The organism is Algicella marina (assembly GCF_009931615.1).
Classification (GTDB): domain Bacteria; phylum Pseudomonadota; class Alphaproteobacteria; order Rhodobacterales; family Rhodobacteraceae; genus Algicella; species Algicella marina.
On record NZ_CP046620.1, the window covers coordinates 2,518,204 to 2,538,437 of the forward strand.

Here is a 20,234-nt window from a genome sequence, read left to right on the forward strand (position 1 = left end):
TCTTCTGAACTGGATGCAAGGCTGAACACCGGATCCTCGATCCGGCGTTTTTTTGTTTTCAAGCGGGTTGGGAATCAGGCGCCAGTCAGCGCGCTGAAGCCGTAGTGTCTCAACCAGCGCAGGTCACTGTCGAAAAACGCCCGCAGATCAGGAATGCCGTACTTGAGCATAGTAATCCGGTCGATTCCCATGCCGAATGCGAAGCCTTGGTAAACTTTCGGATCGATACCCGCGTTCGTAAGGACTTGGGGATGCACCATTCCGGAACCGAGAATCTCCAGCCAGTCGTCTCCCTCGCCAATCTTCAATTGTCCGCCTTCCCATGAACAACGGATATCAACCTCCGCCGAAGGTTCGGTGAAGGGAAAGTGGCTAGCGCGGAAGCGAAGTTCGATATCGTCGATCTCGAAGAAGACACGGCAAAATTCTTCCAGTGTCCATTTCAGGTTGGCCATCGAAATATCGGTGTCGATCGCCAGACCTTCGACCTGATGAAACATCGGCGTATGAGTCTGGTCATAATCGGCACGGTAGACACGCCCCGGCGCGATGATCCGGCAGGGGGCGCCATGCGCCTCCAAGTGGCGCACCTGCACCGGCGAGGTGTGTGTACGCAGCACGTGTGGCGGCCGGTTCGCGCCCTCGGGCAGCGACATGTAGAACGTGTCCATCTCCTGCCGCGAGGGATGCTCGGGCGGAATGTTCAGGCTGTCGAAATTATACCAGTCGTTCTCGATCTGCGGTCCCTCGGCCACGCCAAAACCCAGTTCGGCGAAGATCGCCATCACTTCCTCGGTGACCTTGCTGATCGGATGCAGTGTCCCCTGATGCGCCGGTCGGGGAGAAAGCGAAACATCGGCCCACTCGCCAGCCAGCCGATTTTCCAGAGCCGTATCGGAAAGCCGCTGTTTCTGACCCGCCAACGCATCGTTAAGATCAGCTTTCAAAGCGTTAAGCGCCGGGCCGGCAACCTGGCGCTCTTCGGGTGACATTTTGCCCAATTCGCGCATCTGAAGGCTGATTTCGCCCTTTTTGCCCAGAGCGGCGATGCGTACATTTTCCAGGGCAGCCTCGTCCGTCGCCGCCTCTATCTGGCCAAGGTACTTGTTTCTGAGCGCTTCCAGCCCGTCCATGTCTCCGGCTCCTGCCTCTTATATCCGGCGAGAGCGGTATCACAGACTGAAGTGAATGCAAGCCCGGCCCCTTCTCTTAAGCTGCGGTTAACCAAAAACTGCGACCCCTGAAGAGAAGATAACAAAGTCGCAATGTTTCAATGAGGTGCATTCATGCCTCCGCCTATCAGGCGCGTCTACGACGATCGGGCCACATCCGATATCCTGTATGGTTCTTCTAACAGTGACCGCTTTATTCTTGTGCGGGATCAGAAGCCCGATGAGATCCGTTGGTTTCGGGACGGCGAAGACTTCATCAAGCTCTGGTCATGGGACATCAATTTCTCAAGCCTGTTGGTCGCAAGGGTTAGCCTGCTGGAATATCAGGTATTCGTCCGGGACGAGGTAATTACCGTCAAATTCGTCCGGCCACCGGCTTCACAGATACCGGATGACGGCGTCCTGCTCGACGCGGATGACTTCATATTCAAGAAAAATCTGCCTGAACCGCCAGTTCAGGTTCATCTCGAGCAATCATCCACCGACAAGGAAATCCTGACAGGCACCACACTGCCTGACGTATTCGTCTTCACCTTCGACGGAAAGGTAGACGTGATCCGGCTCTACGAATTACACAAGGACCAGATCGACCTCAGTGGCTATGCCACGAGCTTCGACGACGTTTCTATCACTACAAACAAGAAGGGCACAGTCGCCATTCGCATCGACACGGAGCTCGGCCCCGATTTCGTACGTGTACATGACCCATCAAACCGGTTCACGGCTGATGATTTCACTGCTGATGATTTCATTTTCTGATTTGCGTGAGACCTGTCGGCTCCGACTCCAGTCGCCAGAGCAATCCTCCACGCGCCGGCTTATGCTCCAGCCGCCGCAGCGCCGTTTCCATGTCAAACCCTGACAGCCCGGCAAAGAGGTCCTGCAATTCCCCGGCACCGGCGGCTGCATGGGGAATGGCAACATCCGGTCCACTGTCCTGCCTGAGAATCCAGTAGGAACCCGTTTCCCGCGTGATCAGATCGACGGACGTCAGCGCGTCACGGTCGAGAAATGCGCCGCCATCTGCGCTGAAATAAGCGATTCGCGCCTCGGTGATCTCGACAACCCCGCGCCCGTCAGCAGCCAAGCCGAAACGGTGCTTCTGCCGCAACGCGAAGGCAAGTCCGCTTCCAACCGCCAAAAAGGCCAGGGCGACAAAGCCCAACACCCATCCTTCGCGGACCACCGCCATCCACAGCAGGCGTCCGCCTGCAAACCAGAACAGCGCAATCAGGGTCAATTCCGCGCCATGCGGGGCCCAGCCGGAAAGCATCCTGCCAATTTCAGGGCGCACGAACCCCACCATCTTACCCCTGCACCAACAAATTAAGGTCTCGTCGCAGGGTCAAACCCAGTCTCCCAATGCCATTTGCCAAGCGGCGATTGCTGCCACTGCCGCAGTATCAGCCCGGAGGACCCGCGGACCCAGCGAGACTGGCACGACGAAATCCCGCGCATACATTGCATCCGCCTCTTCTTGGCTGAACCCGCCTTCCGGGCCAATCAGAATCGCCCAAGGTCCCCGCGTATAATTCCGAAGTACAGTCTGAGCAGGTTCAGCATTGCGTCGCTCATCGCAAAACAGGATGCGCCGCCGACTATCCCAGTCCGAGAGCAGTGAACCCAGTTTCATCGCCTCGGCCACTTCCGGGACAAACGTACCGCCACATTGCTCGGCCGCTTCTATGGCGTGGGCGCGCAAGCGGTCGCGCCGCAAGCGTTCCGAATTGGTAAATTGCGTGAAGACCGGACAGATTCGCGATACGCCCATTTCCGCCGCCTTCTCGACAATGAAATCCGTACGTGCCTTTTTGATCGGGGCGAACAGCAGCCATACGTCCGGCGGATTCTGTTGTAGCGCGATTTGTTTCTCGACTGTGCAGGCGATTTTCCGCTTGCTTGCCTGCGTGATCCGGGCTGTCCATGCTCCATCACGCCCATTGAAAACCTCAACGCAGTCACCCGGCCCGTGTCGCATCACCGTGGAAACATAGTGCGCCTGTTCTTCGAGCAGCAGTTCCGCACCAGTACAAAGCGGCGCGTCAAAATAGAGCCTGATTTTCGGGCGCGTCTCGTGCATAAAGCCTCCGACATGACTGAGACAGACCATAACCACGGCCTTTCGCCGGATACCAGCGTACAATCGGGCGGACGCGTCGCCGATGCGACTGACGCAAACTGGGTGGACAGGTTCGCCCCGCCCGCTACCCGCCCCTACCTGCGCCTGAGCCGGGCGGACAGGCCTGCGGGGACGTGGCTACTATTGTTGCCCTGTTGGTGGGGCCTCGGACTCGCCGTCGCTTCGATGCCTCAGCTCGCCGGTCCTCAAACCCTGTGGATCGCGACCGGTTGCGCGATCGGCGCATTTTTGATGCGCGGCGCGGGATGTACTTGGAATGACATCGCAGACAGGAAGATCGATGCATCAGTTGCCCGCACGAAGTCGAGGCCGATCCCTTCAGGGCAGGTGTCGGTCAACGGTGCCTTGGTATGGATGGTAATCCAATCTCTGCTGGCGTTCGGCATTCTGCTTACCTTCCATCCGATGGCCATCGCCCTCGGCATAGGCTCGCTCTTGCTGGTGGCGATATATCCGTTTGCCAAGCGCTTCACATGGTGGCCACAAGTATTTCTTGGGCTGGCCTTCAACTGGGGTGCCCTGCTCGCCTGGGCAGCCTATTCCGGTACGGTCGGAAAGCCGGCGATCCTGCTTTATGCTGCAGGCATCGGCTGGACGCTGTTCTACGACACGATTTACGCCCATCAGGACAAGGAGGATGATGCTCTGATCGGCGTCAAATCGACCGCCCGCCTTTTCGGTGAAACCACAGGGCGCTGGCTCTTCGGGTTTCTTGTAGCTTCCGTCTGCCTGATGGGCATGGCCGCCGTTCTAGCGTTGATATCCGCCCCGCCCGTTGCGCTGCTCGCCGGGCTTGGCGGGGCATGGGGTTTCGGTTGGCACCTTGCCCGTCAGATGCGCATGCTAAGACTTGACGAACCCGACGTATGCCTTCAGCTTTTTCGCTCCAACCGCGAGGCGGGCCTCATCCCGGTGCTGGCTTTCTGCCTTGCTGCGGCATCAGCCATATTGCTTTCGGCTTGATGCTTGCCGCGCTATCGTGCTTTGACAACGGCACGAAAACGAGAAGAGGGTTTCTGTGCGTCCTGTAGCGCTCGCCTTTGGTGTCCTATCCCTGCTGGCTAGCGGCTGGGCCAGTTGGCTGATTGCCGGCAAGGCTACAGACTACGTGGAGCGGGAAACCGAAGGCGAACTAACCGCAGCATTGGCCGAAGCGGAAATTCCTTGGGCAAGCGTGGCATCGGATGGATTGTTGGTCACTCTTTCCGGCGAGGCGCCAAGCGAACGCGACCGTTTTCAGGCGGTCGAAGCCGTTATCGCAAAGATATCGTCATCCCGCCTGACGGACGAGACATCCATTTCGACAGATACTCCTCCTCCAGCACCCAAACTCTCGCTCCAGATCCTCCGAGCGGAAGACGCCACCACTTTGCTCGGGCAGGTTTCCGAGGGCAGATCCTACGATATGCTCCTGCAGGCGCTCGAACAGCGGGGCACCGTGGCACCTCCGGAAACCGGCATGGTGGAAATCCTCGATGCAGATGCGCCAACGGGCTGGTCTGAAAGCCTCGCTCTCGCCGGTCGCGCAGCAAACCTTCTGGATGATGCCCAGATCAGCCTGACCCCCGGCACACTCAACGTCACCGCTATGGTAGACAGCGCCGAGGAACGCGACCGGGTGGTAGAATTGCTCAAGGCGACGCCGGGATATGAAACTCTGAACGTCGAACTGGTGCTGACAGCGCCGCTTCCCACGATTTCGCCTTTCCGTTTCGCCATGGAGACAGGTGAGTCGTCTTCGCGTGTCCGGCAATGTGCAGCCAACACCGCCAGTGCCCGGCAGGCGATCCTTGCAGAACTTGGCGACGGTTTCGGCGATGTCGATTGCCCGATCGGCATTGGCGCTCCTACGGAAGATTGGGCGATGGTCGTCTCCGAAGCCGTCCGCAGCTTGCAGGTGCTCGGTGCCGGAAGTGTCGAAATCGTCAACACCGATATCGCCCTTGTCTCTGCGATCGGAGGTGACGAAGCTGCTTTCCGCAAGGAAGCGGCGAGGCTGGACGCGGCCCTTCCCGCACCCTACACCCTCAACGCAGCGTACCGCCCCGCGCCGCCGGAACCGACCGAAGCCGCGGAAGTGCCACCCGCCTTCTTCGCCGCCCGCCGTGGGGACGACGGATCGGTGGAGATGCGCGGCGACCTGAGGGACAGCAACATGCAGCGCACGGCTGAGAGCTATGCAAAAGCTCAGTTCGGCTTTCAGTCTGTCGTTGATCAGACCCAACTGCGGGAGGAATTGCCCGCGCTTTGGTACACGCACATCCTCGCCGGCCTCGAAGCGCTGTCATTGCTCTCCACAGGTGAAATCGAGATCGGTGAGGACAGCATCGACGTTCGCGGCGAAGTCAGCGATGCGCGCTTTACCGAGGAAATTCGGACTCTGATAGCCCGCAAACTGCCTCCCGGTACGGAACTTGCGATCGACGTTACGGTAAATCCCGTGGTGCGCCCGGCAAATGTCAGCGGTGCACGCGCGGAACTGTGCGAGGCGCAGATCGAGACCATACTTAGCCGCGCCCAGATCACATTTCCGCCGGGAGAAACGGAATTTGACGAGGATAGTGCCGCGATCGTCGATGGCATCGCCCGTATCCTGCAGGAGTGTCCGGGTTCCCGTTTCGAGATCGGGGGCCACACCGACAGCCAAGGCCGCGAGAGTTCAAATCTCGCAATCAGTCAGGCGCGTGCCGTTACCGTTCTGAATGCCCTGCTTGATAAAGACGTGAAGCTGGTTTTTCTCATTGCCAAAGGTTACGGCGAAACTCAGCCGATAGCAGACAACGACACGGAGGAGGGCCGCGCGGCCAATCGCCGTATCGAGTTTCGACTGGTCAGCGAGACGCCGCAGGATGAACCACCGGTCGATGCATCCGAAGATGATGACCAGACGCCGGTGGAAAGCGAACCCCCGCCGCAAACGAATCCGGAACCAGCCGATACCGACACCGGCGGCAGTAGTGGTGGCGTTCCGCTGACGGATGTAGCGCCCACGCGTTCCGCCAACGCGCCGGCAGACCTGTCCACGCCACAAGATGAAGAAACGGGGCCGCGCATCGTCTTGTCGCCCCCCTCGGATGACGCCCCCTCGGAAACGGCGGAATCCGAAACCGATGCCACCGATGAGGATCTGACACCCACAGAGAACGCGCTGGAGGAGGCGGCACGACCGTTACCCCGTACGCTCGATGATGGTTCGGCCCCCAGTGAGGACAACTGAAATGGATCGCTCGACTCTGACCCTGACAATCGCGCTCGTTCTGTTCGCCGCTATACTCACAGGATGGATGCTGCGCTGGGCGTTCAACCTGCTGAACCCGCCGCCGCCCCCCGAGCCGATTGCCGACAGCGAGTGGGCGGAGTACGCCAAGGCCTGCGAAGCCGCGAGGGAAGCGGCAGAGGCCCGTGTTGCCGAAGTCGAGCGCACCATGGGTAACCAGTTGACGCAGACACAAGCGGAACTGACGGCGGCGATGGAAGGGCTGGGAGACGCTCGCCGCGAAGCCCGCGACCTTCAGGAACGGCTCGACGCCATCAACGCCAGCGGCTGAGCGCATCCTCATCCGTCTCGCGGGCATCAACCCAGCTATCACCGCGACCGGTCTCTTCCTTTTTCCAGAACGGAGCGCGGGACTTCAGGTAGTCCATCAGAAACTCCGCCGACTCGAACGCGGCCGCACGGTGTGGGCTGGCAGTAGCCACAAGAACGATCTGATCTCCCGGCGCAAGCCGGCCATGGCGATGTATGATCAAGCTGGCCTGCAGTGGCCACCGCCGCTGCGCCTCCGCCTCGATCGCCTCCAGGGACTTTTCGGTCATACCCGGATAGTGTTCAAGTTCCATTGCCGAAATCGGATTGTCGCCAGCCAGATCCCGCACCAGCCCGGTAAAAGTGACGACGGCACCGAGGTCTGTGCGCCCCCGACGCAGCAGTGCCACTTCTGCGCCCATGTCGAAATCGCTCACCTGAACCCGGACAGCCAAGACCTCAGCCTCCGGTCATCGGCGGGAAGAACGCCACCTCGCGCACACCGGTTAAAGGCGCCGACAGTTCCGCGAGTTCCTGATCGAGAGCGACGCGAATAGTCGACATGTCTTCGAACGCGACGGCATAGCGTTCTTCACGTGCGATCAGTTCGTCGACAAGATCGGCCACCGTCTTGGCTTCGGTCGCCACGACTTCCCGCGGTTTGCCCACCCGTTCCCGCACCCATGCAAAATACAAGACGTCCATCTCTCAGCTTTCCTTCCGATCATCGCGAAGAAAGGGCAACGCCTTCCGGAAGTAGTCGGCTCCGGTAACGATGGTCAACAGTGCCGCCAGCCAGATCAGGATGATGGCGATCAACTGTGTGACACTGAACCGCCAGACCGTTGGCATGATGCCAATTTCGTCTGCCGCCTGGCCAGCCATGATCGACGCAAGGTAGCCGGGATCGTTGGTGTAATAAATCGCTTCGTACTCGGCCTGGAATATTCCGGTGAGAAACAGGGCAGGTATCGCGAACATCTGAACGGTCGTTTTCCATTTCGCCAGGCCGGTCACCTTCAGTTTGCCGGCATCTGCGCCAAGAAACTCGCGCAGTCCCGACACGAATACCTCTCGGAACAGGATCAGGCTCGCTGGCACCAAGAGGAGTGCGTTCAAACCGTTCAAGCCCATCAGTACCGCCAGTGCTATGACCACCATTGCCTTGTCCGCGATAGGGTCCAGCATGCGCCCGAAGGCGCTGGTCTGGTTCCACTTACGTGCAAGGTAGCCATCGAGAAAATCGGTCAGTGCCGCAGCGACGAAAAGAACAAGCGCCGCCCAATCAGCAAAGGGGCGGGGCAGGATAACAAAAACCAGCGCCAGCGCCAGCGCTGCCAGCAGTCGTCCGACCGTCAGAATGTTGGGGAGTGTCCATGTCATGGTGCCAGTTATGGGCAGCGCACCCTGCCGTTGCAAGCCTGATCATTCGAGCGAGGCGCCGGCCTGCCGCCTTGCTCCTTGGACAAATGCTCTCCATGGAGGAACCCAGTGCTGACGGCAGATTCATTGCCAGTTCAAGAGGCGCCATCATGAAAAAACCCGTAGATGCTTTCCGCCAATTGGTCGGAAATGCCGTCGACCGCCTTTAGGTCAGCCAACCCGGCGCGGGCGACGGCCTTCGCGGAACCGAAATGCGACAGCAATGCCCGCTTGCGCGTTGGTCCAACGCCGGGAACGTCGTCCAGCGGCGTCGCCCCCACGGCCTTGGCACGTTTGGCCCGGTGTGCACCTATCGCAAACCGATGAGCCTCATCGCGTAGCCGTTGAACGAAATAGAGCACCGGGTCACGATGCGGCAGGGCGAAAGGCCGTCCACCGGGTTTGTAAAACTCCTCCTTGCCCGCGTTGCGGTCGGTACCCTTGGCAACCCCGACTACGGCAATGTCATCGACGCCCATCTCCCGCATCACGCCTGCCACGGCACTTATCTGCCCCGCACCACCGTCGATCAGCAGCAGATCTGGCCAGGCATCACTTTCACGATCGGGGTCCTCCTTCAGCAGCCGTGCAAAGCGCCGCTCGAGCACTTCGCGCATCATCCCGAAATCGTCGCCTGGCGTCAGTTCCTGAGACCGGATGTTGAATTTTCGATAGCTGGACTTGAGGAAACCCTCCGGCCCGGCAACAATCATTCCGCCGACGGCATTGGTCCCCTGGATATGGGAGTTGTCGTAGACTTCGATCCGCTCCGGCGGCGCATCCAGATCAAACGCATCAGCCAGTCCCGCCAGCAGCTTCGCCTGACTTGCGCTCTCCGCCATTTTGCGGGCCAGCGCTTCGCGGGCGTTGCGAGATGCTCCTTCAACCAGTACTGCCTTTTCCCCGCGCTGCGGCACCAGCACTTCGACCTTGCGGCCAAGCTTAGCGGCCAGCGCGTCCTCCAGCAGGTCAGTGTTGTCCACCGGATGGGACAGCAGCAACTGGCGCGGCGGTGTCTTGTTGGAGTAGAATTGCACGAGAAATGCTTCCAGCAATTCGCCCGGTTCCGCGCCGCTGCCGGTGCGGGGAAAGTAAGCGCGGTTGCCCCAGTTCTGGTTGGCGCGGATAAAAAACACCTGCACGCAAGCCTGCCCTTCCGCCTGATGCAAGGCCACGACATCCGCCTCAGATACACCTTCGGGGTTGATACCTTGAGTCGACTGCACTGCAGTTAATGCTCGTATCCTGTCGCGCAACGCTGCTGCCCGCTCAAACTCCATGGCCTCGCTCGCCGCCTGCATTTCGCCGGCCAGTTCGGCCTGGACCTTGGTGGTCTTGCCCTCCAGAAAGCGGACGGCGTCCTCTACATCCCGGGCATAGTCCGTTTCGCTGATCCGGCCGACACACGGTGCCGAACAACGTTTGATTTGATGCAGGAGACACGGGCGCGTTCGGCTCTCGAACACCGAATCCGAGCAATTGCGCAGTAGGAACGCCTTCTGCAGTTGGTTCAGCGTGCGGTTCACCGCTCCGGCGGATGCGAAGGGTCCAAAGTAGCGTCCCTTCTTTGACTTCATTCCACGATGTTTCTCAATCTGGGGAAACGCATGCGTGTCATCAACGAGGATATTGGGGAAACTCTTGTCGTCTCGCAGCAAGACATTGTAGCGCGGCTTCAGCTGCTTGATCAGATTCTGCTCCAGCAGCAGTGCTTCCGTCTCGGTCTCCGTCGACAGGAACATCATCGATGCAGTCGCTGCGATCATGCGGGAAATGCGCGGGCTGTGGCCAGTGGGCTTTGCATAGGAAGACACACGTTTGCGCAGGCTCCGCGCCTTGCCAACGTAAAGAACCGCGCCCTGAGGATCGAGCATTCGATAGACACCGGGACCCTGTCTCAGCGATTTCAGGTAGGTCTGGATGACACGATGTCCGGTCGGAGCATCGGCACCCTGCCTCGCTCCGTCTTCTTCATATCCGTCCGCTGTAGTGGTGTCTTGCGTCATGATAGTGAATGTCGTGATTCTCGCGGCGTCTGCAACTCACAGCGGCTCTTTTCAAGAGTTAAGAAGTCCACCGCTTCTGTGGATAACTATGGGTACAAACTGGGAGACGTTCGATTTTTCACTTATAAACAAGGGGCTCTTTCGGTTTGCCTGTTTTTTGAGCAACTTCGTATTCCATTGATTTTTAAGGATAAATTATCGCACCCCTGTTAAAATTATGAAAACATTAACAAAAATGTTACCCTTTAATGAATGTCGCGTGGTCGGTGGACAAACTGAGTTGGATCACCCGAGACACATTGCACGCATTGATTGTGTTGATATCAGTCTATTTACTCGATTCCCTGCACATCCGGTGTCTGCCAAGCGAGGTGCTGGCCCCCATCCACACAGATAAGCTGGCCGGTTACGGCAGGATTGTCGAGAAGGTAGAGCATCGTGGCGACGATGTCCGCCGGGTTGGAACCCCGTTCCAGAATTGTATTGCTGCGTTGGCCGGCAAAATGCTTGTCGCTCTGCCGCGAGCCCTTCAACGTTGGTCCGGGTCCGATAGCATTTACGCGAACGTTTGGCGCCAGTCCCTGCGCTGCAGTGCGGGTTAATGTCCACAAACCGGCCTTTGCCAGCGAATAGGTCGTGAATTCAGGTGTGGGCTTACGCACCCGCATGTCGACCATGTTGATGATGCATCCGCCGGCAATCCTCTCTCCTCGCGCGTCGCGGATATCTTTCGGGCATTGATTGGCGAATGCTTGCATCAGGAAAAGAGGTGCTTTGAGATTGGAACTCATGTGCCGATCCCAACTTTCCGGTGTCGCGGTTTCCAACCGATCATACTCGAAGATCGAGGCATTGTTGATCAGAGCAGTCAAAGGCCGACCCAGCTTTTCCGTTGCTTCGGGCACAAGCGCAAACACAGCCTCGTCATCAAGGAGATCGGCCTGAAGTGTTTCAGCGATGCCGCCCCGTGACCGTAGCTCCTGCGCAAGCGTCTCCGCTTCCGCCCGGCTGCCCGCATAGTGAATCGCCACCGCGTCACCCCGAGCCGCCAGCGCTTCCACCATCGCCCTGCCCAGCCGGCGGGCACCCCCTGTTACCAGTGCTGCACCTGTCATGAACTCCTCCGATCAGAACAGCGTCACGAGGTAGACTGCATAGACCAGAAGGAAGCCTACACCAATGGCCCGCGTGATATCACGCCGCCGGAAAACGAAGGGCAGGATCGCCAAGGCGGCAGCGAGCATCACCCACAGGTCGTAGTAGAGCAGATCCCGGTCTAGCGGCAACGGTCCAAAAAAACTCGCCACCCCCATAATGCCGAGAATATTGAACATGTTCGAGCCGATGACATTGCCGAGCGCAACATCTGCATTTCGGCGGATCGCCGCGACCACTGTCGTAGCCAATTCCGGGAGCGACGTGCCCACGGCCACCAATGTGAGGCCGATGACAGCATCGGATACGCCGAGTTTCGAGGCCAACCCCGTTGCGCCCTCGATCAGGAAATGAGCCCCGAGTGGCAGCCCTACTATTCCGGCCAGAATAAAGACGGTGATCTTCCACCCGGCCATGTGCGCGTCGCCCTCTTCCAGTCCCGCATCGCAAGCGCGGCTGCGACCTGCGGCCCGAGCCGCAGAAAAGAGCATGTAGCCGAGCATTGACAGAAGGATCAGCCCGTGCAGTACGTAGAGCGGGCCGAGAAAACATATGACGATAAAAACGACACTGGCGGCCAGCATCTGCACATAGCTGTGGCGGGTGTCGCATTCAGCAGTGTGCAGCCCGGAGATCACGGCCGGAAGGCCCAGTACGAGCAATATGTTTGCAATGTTCGAACCAATGACATTACCGAATGCGAGCCCCGGCGCGCCTTCTAGCGCAGATTGAATTGCAATCAGCAATTCCGGTGCGGAGGTACCAAACGCAACAACCGTCAGGGAGACGATCAGCGCGGGAATGCCGAGCTTCAGCGACAGGGAGACCGCACCCCTGACCAGCAGGTCGCCCGCAACAATCAGCAACACCAGACCGGCGATTGAAATCAGTATGAGATGCAAGGAGTTTCCTTGTGATTGAGAACCTGCAAACGCCGGACAGCGCCAGTCTGACCTAACTTCCTTTTCCACATGGGCAAGGACCGTCCCCAACCACATAGCCACCGCAGGAGCGGCATTTCCGGGCTGTCTTGATTCTCTTGCCTCCTGCACCCGGTTTAGGCAACCGCAACTTTCCAAAGATGGCGAGTACGACCATGGCAATCAGGAAGAATGTGACGGCCTTGACGATCATAGGCCGTAGCGCCCCCAAAGTGCGCGGGCCTCAATTGTGTCAATGGCCCCATCAAGCATGGCTCCAGCGCCCACTCCGCCAAAGCGTGAAAGCAGACCGCGCTTGGCTTTCGTGACATTGAAACGCACGTCTTCGCCGTACTTCTTCTTCATCACCGGTACGAGATGACCAATACCATCAGCAAGCCCGGCGTCTACGGCCTGCTGGCCCACGAAGATATCACCGGTAAACAGGTCTCTGTCCGCCAGTCGGTCGCCGCGACGGTTCTTAACCTGGTCAATGAAATTTCGGTGGATCACGCCCTGCAGCGCTTTCAGCCGCTCGATATCACTTTCCCGCTCCGGCCGGAACGGATCGAGCAAGCTCTTGTCCTCACCCGCCGTATAAACTCGTCGTTCGATACCGTGGCGAGAAATCAGTTCATGCAGGCCGAACCCAGCCGAAATGACGCCAATGGACCCGAGGATGGAATTGGCATCAGCGTATATTTCGTCTGCAGCCGTCGCCAGCCAGTAGCCGCCCGAAGCGGCAACGTCTTCACAGAATGCATAAACCCGAAGGCCCTTCTCCTCCGCGAGGCGGCGGACTCGTGCCGCAATCAGCGCCGACTGGGCCGGAGACCCGCCGGGCGAGTTGATCACCAGTGCCACTGCGACGGGCTTTCCACGACCGAAGGCCCTTTCGATCCGCGATGCCGTCTCGCGATCGTTCAGAACTGGGCCGGAAAACCGTCCACCTCCGCCGATGACACCATCGAGCCGGATTACGGCAACCGTGGGCTTGCGTTTCATGAGTTTTTTGAAATCCACCATGGGCGGAGATGTAGGGCCCTACCCCACAGTGTGCAAGCCAAACACACACAGCGTAATTGTTTCAGTTGCCTAATGCTTCCTGAGACAGAACTACGGTGAAAGTTGCACCATGTGAAGGTCGCCCTTCGGCGACAATCTCCCAACCGTGTCGCGAGCAAATCTTCTTGCAGGATGCCAGACCCAGACCAAAGCCTGTAGCCTCCTCTTTCTTCAGTTGCCTGAAAGGTTCGAAAATCTCTTCGGACCGGTTTTCGTCGAAGCCCATTCCATTGTCCGCCACCTGAAGGAAGCCGAAACCATTCTGACGAGTTCCGGATCTAATCGTTATCCGTGACGGCCGCAGGGGATGCCGGTTCTGCAAGGCGTTTCCAATCAGGTTTTCGAGCAACAATCGCAAGCACAATGGATCGGCGCGGATAACAACCAAATCTAGCTCGAGCCTTACCTCTGCGCCTGCCTCCCGTAGCGCGACAGCCATGGACTTGAGTGTTTTCTGGAAAAATCCCGGCAGCGCGACAGCTTGCGGTTCCAACTGGGCGTACCGGCGTTTCGCGTTCTCCAGAATCAACATCACCATTTCCTGCAGACTACCCGTCTGCTCCCGTGCGATGCTCAACCAATCCGCATCCTCAGCCATCACTTTTCCGGCCTGGTCGGCCTCTAGAAACCGCAAAGCCGCTGAGATGTGTCTCAACGGGGCCTTGAGATCGTGAATCTCAAGTACGGAAAGAGGGATTTCCGGTTCGGTGTCCAAGTTTCCAGCCACTTGAGTGCCGGGCGCCTCGCCGTTCTCCGCCAATGGCATCGCGGTCGGCCACAGATGGAGAAGATACTGGCCACTTAATAGTCCGCCGATGATTGGCTGTACGCTGATATTACACAGTCGCGGCCGGCGAGGCGCTGGACATTGGGCTGTAATGTTCATCTTTATTGGCAGTTGCAGGAATGGCGTCCATCCGGCGAACGATAGACCGTCCCCAACCTCGAACAGCTCCTTAATTTTTTGTCCGACCAGAGTTTTTTTCGAACGCAAGACTATTTGTGCCGCGTCATTTGCCCTGCTGATCCGTCCTTCTTTCGTCACGGCCAACAGCGCCATGGGCGAAGCAGCGAACCAGTTGCCGCTTTCTGTCTGCAACCCTCCGCTTTCCGGGCGGGGTGCGCCATAATGCTGTTTAAGTTCGTTTCTGCGCGGATTTCGCGCCTCAGCTTTGGCCGGATGAACTGGCGCGCCCTTGTCACATTTCGCAGAGTCCGGTCCGGCAACGAGGTCGGTGTCGCGGATTTCTATCGTCTGCCGGATTCGCCCCGCCAAGGTCTTGTTCATTCGCCTACCTCCGTTCCGGAAAGTTTGTTGAATATTTTGGTTAAAGGAAAATTAATCGAAGACCGCATGGGCCAAGGGCGCCGCCAGGCAACGTGTTACTTGACCACCGGCCTGCCTTCAGGCTCTCTGCGATCATGGCCAATAGACCAGATGCCCCTACTGATGCACCCCTTGTCGGCCTGCGTGTGCTTGAACTTGCGCGTGTGCTGGCTGGACCGTGGATTGGCCAGACACTTGCCGACCTCGGGGCTACCATCATCAAGGTTGAATCTCCCGCTGGTGACGATACCCGATCATGGGGACCGCCTTTCGCCGAGGATGGCAGTGCAACTTATTTCCACTGCGCCAATCGCGGCAAACGATCGATATCGCTGGATTTCCGGCATGACGACGATCTGGCTGTGGTGAAGCGTCTGGCGGCGGATGCCGATGTCGTGATCGAGAACTTCAAGACCGGCGGGCTGGAAAAGCACGGGCTGGACTATGCCAGTCTCGCTTCCACCAATCCCGGCCTAGTGTACTGTTCCATAACAGGTTTTGGCCACACTGGCCCAAAAGCGCATCTACCTGGCTACGACTATATCATTCAGGCGATGTCCGGATTGATGAGCGTGACCGGCGACCCTGATCAGGAGCCGATGAAGACAGGTACTGCACTCGCTGATCTGTTCACTGCGATGTACGGGCTGGTCGGGATAGAGGCGGCACTCCTCCAGCGTGAAAGGACCGGGCTGGGGCAGCATATCGACATGGCGCTGCTGGATTGCCAGATGGCTGTGTTGGCCAATCAGGCAAGTTCCTACCTTAACAGCGGGGTTAATCCCTCGCGCGTCGGCAATGCCCATCTTTCGATTGTGCCCTACCAGGTTTTTCATGCGAGTGATGGCCCGCTGGTCATCGCGTGCGGAAATGACGGTCAATTTTCCCATATTTGTCAGGCATTCGGTACGAACTGGCATGAAGACCCGAAATTCAGCACCAATCCGGCACGACTGCTGCACCGCGTTGAGATCGTGGACCTGATGGCGGCGGAGATTGCCAAATGGCGGCGGGATGACGTGTTGCACAAGATGGAGACGGCGGGTGTACCAGCCGGGCCGATCAACACGGTGGCTGAAGCATTCGCGATGGATCAGGCCATCGCACGCGGGCTGACGCTCGACCTTGGCTCCAGCAGGTCAGCGGCAAACCCAATCCGTCTTTCGCGTTCGGAATTACCAACGCCCGCAGCACCGCCAAAACTGAACGCCGATGGTGACGATATTCGCCTAAATGGTTGGGATTAATAATTGTTTCCAAGATTCAAGCCGTCATATATTGTATTTAAATTGGAAACACTAAACCCGTATTTTCTGCATTTATTCCGTTGAGCTGCCTGTTATCTTCCTGACAGCGTTGGTTGAAAGGAAACATCGTGAGCTGGAATCCATCACTAGATCCCCATTGTCCGACAGGCGACGGGGTCGATGCTATCGAGACCCTGATAATTCCTCGCGCCCGCGACATCGGCGCATTCGAGGTGCGCCGGGCCCTGCCAGCGCCGAAGCGGCAGATGGTCGGGCCGTTCATCTTCTTTGATCAGATGGGTCCGGCGGAGTTGCTGACCGATGGCGGCATCGACGTCAGGCCGCATCCGCATATTGGTTTGGGAACGGTCACCTACCTGTTCGAGGGGTCGATCTATCACCGCGATAGCGTGGGGACGCGCATGGAAATTACGCCCGGCGCGGTGAACTGGATGGTCGCCGGAAAAGGCATAACCCATTCAGAACGCACAGCAAATGAGCAGAGAGGGATACCGGGGCGCAAGCTTTTCGGCATCCAGACTTGGGTGGCGCTGCCCGATGCCGCAGAAGATGTGGACGCCAGTTTCCATCATCATGCAAAAGACGAACTGCCCTTCCTCGAAGGAGAGGGTAAACAACTGCGGCTGATCATGGGGCGCGGCTGGGGCGAAACGGCGCCCGTGAAGACGTTCACGGACATGTTCTACGCCGACGCAGTGCTGGCCCCCGGTGCCGGGATACCCCTGCCGGACGATCACGAAGATCGGGGCGTCTATGTGACCGAGGGCTCGATTACCGTTGCAGATCAGGAGTTTACGGCCGGACAGATGATGGTGTTCCGCCCCGGTGATCGCATCTCGCTGCATGCGGGACCACGGGGCGCCCGGTTGATCCTGCTGGGGGGAGAAACACTTGGCGGACCACGCCACATCTGGTGGAATTTCGTCGCTTCGTCGAAGGAGCGGATAGAGGCCGCCAAGGAAGCCTGGCGGGCCGGAGACTGGCAGAACGGCCGGTTTCAGCTTCCTGTTGACGATACACAGGAGTTCATTCCGCTGCCTGAGAGGTAGGGCCAAACCGAATATGGGTTTGATATGGTTTCGGTATGGATTTGGTATGGCAAATATCGCGTTGCGGGCACTGTTTCGGGCCCGTCCACGACCTCGTCCCGTGAAGGTAATGAAAACGCTTACCTGCGAGGTAATGGCCAGGTCATAAGCGCCATCCACCGCTCGCAAATGGGCCTCTGACGCAGCCTCACCTTATCGCCGGCGGGACACCACACGAACACTGCAGGGCGATCCGTTTTTCGATGGGACAGTGCTTGCAACCTGTGGGGCGCAATCTTGGAGGGCTGGTTTCGGTGATCTTCTGCCGCCTGAAGGCTGGGCCCCGTACTTGAGTGGAACGGAAACGGGGCGGAGCGGGAGGAGCACTATCGTCTGTCTGCCTGCGGCGACCGTCGCGCGCGCATGGTCCTGCCAGAGCGTCAGAACGCGGGCGGGCCGGGTGAGGCTGGCGTGGATCGCTGCGTCTCAGGTGACCTTGCGGGTTGACGCCAGTTCCTCGATCAGCGTTGCCGCACTTCCGGTGCCATCCTCCGCCCGGATCGCAGCGCCGATCTCCGCCGCCTTCTTTTGCATCGCGGTGTTGCCTGCCATCTCTTTCAAGGCCGCCTCCAGCCTGTCTGCCGTCAGCCTGCCGCGCGGAATGGGGCTGGGGGCGGCACCGAGGCGGTGGATGTGGGCGCCCCAGAAGGGCTGGTCGCCGAAGAAGGGGACAATGAGGGTCGGGCGACCGGCGCGCAGGGCAGCGGCTGTCGTGCCCGCGCCGCCATGATGGACCGTTGCCGCCATACGCGGGAAGAGCCAGGCGTGCGGGGCCTCGCGGATCAGCATGACGTTGTCGGGCAGCGCTTCCGGTTTCAGCCCGCCCCAGCCGGTGGCGATGACGCCGCGCTGGCCGGTACGGCCGAGCGCCTCGAGCACCGTGGCGGCGAGTTCCTCCGGCGAACGTCCGGCCATAGAGCCGAAGCCGAAATAGACGGGTGGCGGGCCGGCGTCGAGGAAGGTGCGGAGGGCGTCGGGTGGCTGCCAGGCGGGTTCGTCGAGAAACCAGTAGCCGGTGAGGTGTGCAGTTTCCGGCCAGTCGGCCGGACGACGCACAACGGCGGGGCTGATGGCGTGGAGCACGGGAAGAGGCGCACCGGAGGCCGACTCCAGCGGCTCGAAGCGGCGAGGCGGCAGGCCAAGCTCTGCGCGGAAGGGTTTGATGTAGCCTGAGAGAACCCGGCGCGTGATGAAACCGATGAGTGCAAAGCTCGCGCGGTTGAGCCAGGGCCGGTTCATCCGGCCGGGCGCAAGGAGAACGCGAAGCTCACCGGTTGGGACATGCATCGGAATGAGCGCGCCGAGGGCTACGGGGATATCGAGCTGGCCCGCGATGAGGGGCGCGTGTGCGAGTTTCGGAGAGAAGAGGATGAAATCGGGATCGGTGGCTTCCGCCGCCTCGCGGCTCTCCCGGATGAGGGCGCGCTGGATGGGCGCGACCTTGCGAACCATGCGGATGGAATTGCGGATGATGCCCCAGAGCCCCGGCTGCTCCAGCAGATCCTTGCCTCCGTCCGTATCGAGAATGGCGAGGAGGTCGTCGTTTATGAATGCGTAGGCAAGGCCGTGGCTTTCGACGAACTCCCGGAAGCGGGGGGACGTGGCGACAGTAACGTGATGGCCGCGCTCTCCCAGGCGCTGGCCGAGGGCGACATAGGGCTGCACGTCGCCGCGCGTGCCGTAGCAGAGGATGAGGATTTTCATGGTGCCCCCTTGGGGGGGAGATATAGAGGGCCAGTGCAGTCAGGGGAAGCTTGGGTGAGTGTTTGGGGGAAGCTTGGAGGATTGAATCCCGCCCTCGCCTCAGTGCCCGAGCTTTTTCTTCAGGCGGCGGATCATGTACCACACAAGAAGGATGACGGGGAGAGTTACGCCGGCGTAGACCCATGCCTCCCCGATGCCCGCTGTCTTTGCGAAGGGTTTCAAGAGATTCACGACAAGGCTGACGCCATAGTAGCTGATCGCGACGACCGAGAGGCCTTCGACGGTTTCCTGCAAGCGCAGTTGCAGGGCGGCGCGTTCGTCCATCCGGGCGAGCACATCGACGTTCTGCTGGCTGGAGGCGACGTCCACGCGGGTACGCAGGAGGTTGGCCGCCCGTTCCGCGCGCTGGCTGAGGGCGGCGAGTTGCGCCTCGGCGGCGCGGCAGGTGCGCATCGCCGGGTCGAAGCGGCGCATCATGAATTCGGCGAAGGTCTGACGCGATTGCAGCCGTTCCTCGCGCAGGACCTCGATCCGCTGAGTGACGATCGCCTCGTAGGCGCCGGAGGCACCGAAGCGGAAGGCGGAGGATGAGGAAAGGAGTTCGATCTCGGCGGACATCTTCAGCAGCCGCCGCAGGGTGTCGACGTCGCCGCCCTCCTCCCGTTCCATCCGCGCGACGACATCTGTCAGTTCGCGGTTGAGATGACGGACGCGGGCCGAGGTGGCGCGGGCGACCGGCAGCGTGAGCATGGCTGCGGACTTGTAGGTTTCGATCTCCAGCAGGCGCTGGACGATGCGGCCGAGGCGGCGGGCACCGGTCTGCCTGTTGACGAGCACGGCGAAGCGGACGTGGCCGGACTCGTCGATGCGGAAATCGCCGGCGATGGCCGCCGCCCCGTCGATCACCGATGAAATGGCGAGGCTCTCGGGCACGAACCAGGAATAGAGATCCGAGGTGATGCGGGCCTGTGCCTCCGCCATGTCGGCGACGGGCTCGACGCGCACGAGACAGGATGTCAGTACCTGGCCCGGTGCGTCGGCCAGCCACTTGCGGTTGAACATGCCGTAAACCGAGCCGTCGAAGGGCCGGGCGGCGACGCCACTGGCGAAGATCGTGTAGGTGACGAATTCCGTGTGCTGTTCCCACTTCAGGAAGCCGCGGCCGAGCGGACAGGAGTGATGGTTGGCGCCGGGGGCCGGATGCGGCGCACCGTAGTGATCGAGCAGGGAGAGAAGATGGGCGCGGTCCGCCTCCCTGTCCCGCTCCGCCGCGTCGTGCGGCTGCTTGATGGCAATGTAGGCGGCGCAGCACGGGGCCGTCAGTTCCGGGAACGGACGGGCATGAAGCTCGTTCGAGAGGGCATAGCGATCAGGGTAATCGGTGAGCGCGCCGTCGGTCATCGCTGGAATTTCCCCGTGTTGGTCTGAGAGACCTGTTTGC

At 59.7% G+C, this 20,234-nt stretch carries 19 protein-coding genes; 6 read left to right on the forward strand and 13 right to left on the reverse strand.

The features are described from left to right. Positions 1-74 precede the first annotated feature (74 nt). Positions 75-1,133: a phenylalanine--tRNA ligase subunit alpha gene (pheS, locus tag GO499_RS12490; RefSeq protein ID WP_431309868.1), complete on the reverse strand. Its 1,059-nt coding sequence runs from the start codon at positions 1,131-1,133 to the stop codon at positions 75-77. Positions 1,134-1,286: 153 nt separating this feature from the next. Here pheS and GO499_RS12495 point away from each other — a divergent pair, with 153 nt between their 5' ends. Next, positions 1,287-1,931: a hypothetical protein gene (locus tag GO499_RS12495; protein ID WP_161862488.1), complete on the forward strand. Its 645-nt coding sequence runs from the start codon at positions 1,287-1,289 to the stop codon at positions 1,929-1,931. On the opposite strand, the gene GO499_RS12500 is transcribed toward GO499_RS12495, so the two are convergent. Both GO499_RS12500 and GO499_RS12505 read right to left on the reverse strand, forming a co-directional pair. Further along, the gene (locus GO499_RS12500) at positions 1,921-2,478 is read right to left on the reverse strand and encodes a hypothetical protein (protein WP_161862489.1); all 558 of its coding nucleotides are present in this window, start codon (positions 2,476-2,478) and stop codon (positions 1,921-1,923) included. The genes GO499_RS12495 and GO499_RS12500 overlap by 11 nt on opposite strands. Before the next feature lie 39 nt (positions 2,479-2,517). Beyond that, positions 2,518-3,252 (reverse strand): 16S rRNA (uracil(1498)-N(3))-methyltransferase, encoded by a 735-nt coding sequence (locus tag GO499_RS12505; RefSeq protein ID WP_161862490.1) that lies wholly within the window; start codon positions 3,250-3,252, stop codon positions 2,518-2,520. Between the two features lie 12 nt (positions 3,253-3,264). Between GO499_RS12505 and ubiA the strand changes: the two genes are divergently transcribed. From ubiA to GO499_RS12520, 3 genes are read left to right on the forward strand one after another with little or no spacing between them, the layout of a single operon-like run. Next, positions 3,265-4,275 carry a 4-hydroxybenzoate octaprenyltransferase gene (gene ubiA / locus GO499_RS12510; protein ID WP_161862491.1) on the forward strand — a complete coding sequence of 337 codons (1,011 nt, stop codon included), beginning with the start codon at positions 3,265-3,267 and terminating at the stop codon, positions 4,273-4,275. Positions 4,276-4,330: 55 nt separating this feature from the next. Beyond that, the gene (locus GO499_RS12515; RefSeq protein ID WP_161862492.1) at positions 4,331-6,529 is read left to right on the forward strand and encodes an OmpA family protein; all 2,199 of its coding nucleotides are present in this window, start codon (positions 4,331-4,333) and stop codon (positions 6,527-6,529) included. Between the two features lies 1 nt (position 6,530). Continuing rightward, positions 6,531-6,860 carry a hypothetical protein gene (locus GO499_RS12520; protein WP_161862493.1) on the forward strand — a complete coding sequence of 110 codons (330 nt, stop codon included), beginning with the start codon at positions 6,531-6,533 and terminating at the stop codon, positions 6,858-6,860. Here GO499_RS12520 and GO499_RS12525 read toward each other — a convergent pair. The 8 genes from GO499_RS12525 to GO499_RS12560 all read right to left on the reverse strand — a co-directional run bounded on the left by GO499_RS12525 (position 6,844) and on the right by GO499_RS12560 (position 14,694). Beyond that, the gene (locus GO499_RS12525; RefSeq protein ID WP_284154718.1) at positions 6,844-7,293 is read right to left on the reverse strand and encodes a molybdenum cofactor biosynthesis protein MoaE; all 450 of its coding nucleotides are present in this window, start codon (positions 7,291-7,293) and stop codon (positions 6,844-6,846) included. The two genes, GO499_RS12520 and GO499_RS12525, sit on opposite strands and share 17 nt — an antisense overlap. 4 nt (positions 7,294-7,297) lie before the next feature. Further along, positions 7,298-7,543, reverse strand: a complete 246-nt coding sequence (gene moaD, locus GO499_RS12530) for a molybdopterin converting factor subunit 1 (RefSeq protein ID WP_161862494.1) — start codon at positions 7,541-7,543, stop codon at positions 7,298-7,300. A 3-nt stretch (positions 7,544-7,546) separates the two neighbouring features. Then, on the reverse strand, positions 7,547-8,221 hold the full coding sequence (gene pgsA / locus GO499_RS12535) for a CDP-diacylglycerol--glycerol-3-phosphate 3-phosphatidyltransferase (RefSeq protein ID WP_161862495.1): 675 nt from the start codon (positions 8,219-8,221) through the stop codon (positions 7,547-7,549). Between the two features lie 134 nt (positions 8,222-8,355). Next, the gene (gene uvrC / locus GO499_RS12540; RefSeq protein ID WP_161862496.1) at positions 8,356-10,266 is read right to left on the reverse strand and encodes an excinuclease ABC subunit UvrC; all 1,911 of its coding nucleotides are present in this window, start codon (positions 10,264-10,266) and stop codon (positions 8,356-8,358) included. A 332-nt stretch (positions 10,267-10,598) separates the two neighbouring features. Continuing rightward, complete coding sequence (locus GO499_RS12545; RefSeq protein WP_161862497.1) at positions 10,599-11,381, reverse strand: SDR family oxidoreductase; 783 nt, start codon at positions 11,379-11,381, stop codon at positions 10,599-10,601. Between the two features lie 12 nt (positions 11,382-11,393). After that, positions 11,394-12,323 (reverse strand): calcium/sodium antiporter, encoded by a 930-nt coding sequence (locus GO499_RS12550; protein ID WP_284154719.1) that lies wholly within the window; start codon positions 12,321-12,323, stop codon positions 11,394-11,396. 228 nt (positions 12,324-12,551) lie between these two features. After that, the gene (locus GO499_RS12555) at positions 12,552-13,367 is read right to left on the reverse strand and encodes a S49 family peptidase (RefSeq protein ID WP_161862498.1); all 816 of its coding nucleotides are present in this window, start codon (positions 13,365-13,367) and stop codon (positions 12,552-12,554) included. A gap of 61 nt (positions 13,368-13,428) precedes the next feature. After that, positions 13,429-14,694, reverse strand: coding sequence for a PAS domain-containing sensor histidine kinase (locus tag GO499_RS12560; protein ID WP_161862499.1), 1,266 nt, complete (start codon positions 14,692-14,694; stop codon positions 13,429-13,431). 134 nt (positions 14,695-14,828) lie between these two features. Between GO499_RS12560 and GO499_RS12565 the strand changes: the two genes are divergently transcribed. Both GO499_RS12565 and GO499_RS12570 read left to right on the forward strand, forming a co-directional pair. Beyond that, the gene (locus tag GO499_RS12565) at positions 14,829-15,980 is read left to right on the forward strand and encodes a CaiB/BaiF CoA transferase family protein (protein WP_161862500.1); all 1,152 of its coding nucleotides are present in this window, start codon (positions 14,829-14,831) and stop codon (positions 15,978-15,980) included. Positions 15,981-16,108: 128 nt separating this feature from the next. Continuing rightward, a complete protein-coding gene (locus GO499_RS12570; protein WP_161862501.1) occupies positions 16,109-17,050 on the forward strand; it encodes a pirin family protein in 942 nt (313 codons plus the stop codon). Between the two features lie 465 nt (positions 17,051-17,515). Here GO499_RS12570 and GO499_RS12575 read toward each other — a convergent pair whose 3' ends face one another. Together GO499_RS12575 and GO499_RS12580 are read right to left on the reverse strand one after the other, a co-directional pair. Next, on the reverse strand, positions 17,516-18,793 hold the full coding sequence (locus GO499_RS12575; protein ID WP_161862502.1) for a glycosyltransferase: 1,278 nt from the start codon (positions 18,791-18,793) through the stop codon (positions 17,516-17,518). A gap of 99 nt (positions 18,794-18,892) precedes the next feature. Continuing rightward, positions 18,893-20,194, reverse strand: coding sequence for a DUF3422 family protein (locus GO499_RS12580; protein ID WP_161862503.1), 1,302 nt, complete (start codon positions 20,192-20,194; stop codon positions 18,893-18,895). Positions 20,195-20,234 lie beyond the last annotated feature (40 nt).

Coding starts and splice junctions, on each gene's coding strand:
- GO499_RS12575 (WP_161862502.1), bottom strand. CDS start 18,793: ATGAAAATCCTCATCCTCTGCTACGGCACGCGCGGCGACGTGCAGCCC.
- GO499_RS12565 (WP_161862500.1), top strand. CDS start 14,829: ATGGCCAATAGACCAGATGCCCCTACTGATGCACCCCTTGTCGGCCTG.
- GO499_RS12505 (WP_161862490.1), bottom strand. CDS start 3,252: ATGCACGAGACGCGCCCGAAAATCAGGCTCTATTTTGACGCGCCGCTT.
- uvrC (WP_161862496.1), bottom strand. CDS start 10,266: ATGACGCAAGACACCACTACAGCGGACGGATATGAAGAAGACGGAGCG.
- GO499_RS12500 (WP_161862489.1), bottom strand. CDS start 2,478: ATGGTGGGGTTCGTGCGCCCTGAAATTGGCAGGATGCTTTCCGGCTGG.
- GO499_RS12580 (WP_161862503.1), bottom strand. CDS start 20,194: ATGACCGACGGCGCGCTCACCGATTACCCTGATCGCTATGCCCTCTCG.
- GO499_RS12495 (WP_161862488.1), top strand. CDS start 1,287: ATGCCTCCGCCTATCAGGCGCGTCTACGACGATCGGGCCACATCCGAT.
- moaD (WP_161862494.1), bottom strand. CDS start 7,543: ATGGACGTCTTGTATTTTGCATGGGTGCGGGAACGGGTGGGCAAACCG.
- pheS (WP_431309868.1), bottom strand. CDS start 1,133: ATGGACGGGCTGGAAGCGCTCAGAAACAAGTACCTTGGCCAGATAGAG.
- GO499_RS12545 (WP_161862497.1), bottom strand. CDS start 11,381: ATGACAGGTGCAGCACTGGTAACAGGGGGTGCCCGCCGGCTGGGCAGG.
- ubiA (WP_161862491.1), top strand. CDS start 3,265: ATGACTGAGACAGACCATAACCACGGCCTTTCGCCGGATACCAGCGTA.
- GO499_RS12560 (WP_161862499.1), bottom strand. CDS start 14,694: ATGAACAAGACCTTGGCGGGGCGAATCCGGCAGACGATAGAAATCCGC.
- GO499_RS12555 (WP_161862498.1), bottom strand. CDS start 13,367: ATGGTGGATTTCAAAAAACTCATGAAACGCAAGCCCACGGTTGCCGTA.
- GO499_RS12520 (WP_161862493.1), top strand. CDS start 6,531: ATGGATCGCTCGACTCTGACCCTGACAATCGCGCTCGTTCTGTTCGCC.
- pgsA (WP_161862495.1), bottom strand. CDS start 8,221: ATGACATGGACACTCCCCAACATTCTGACGGTCGGACGACTGCTGGCA.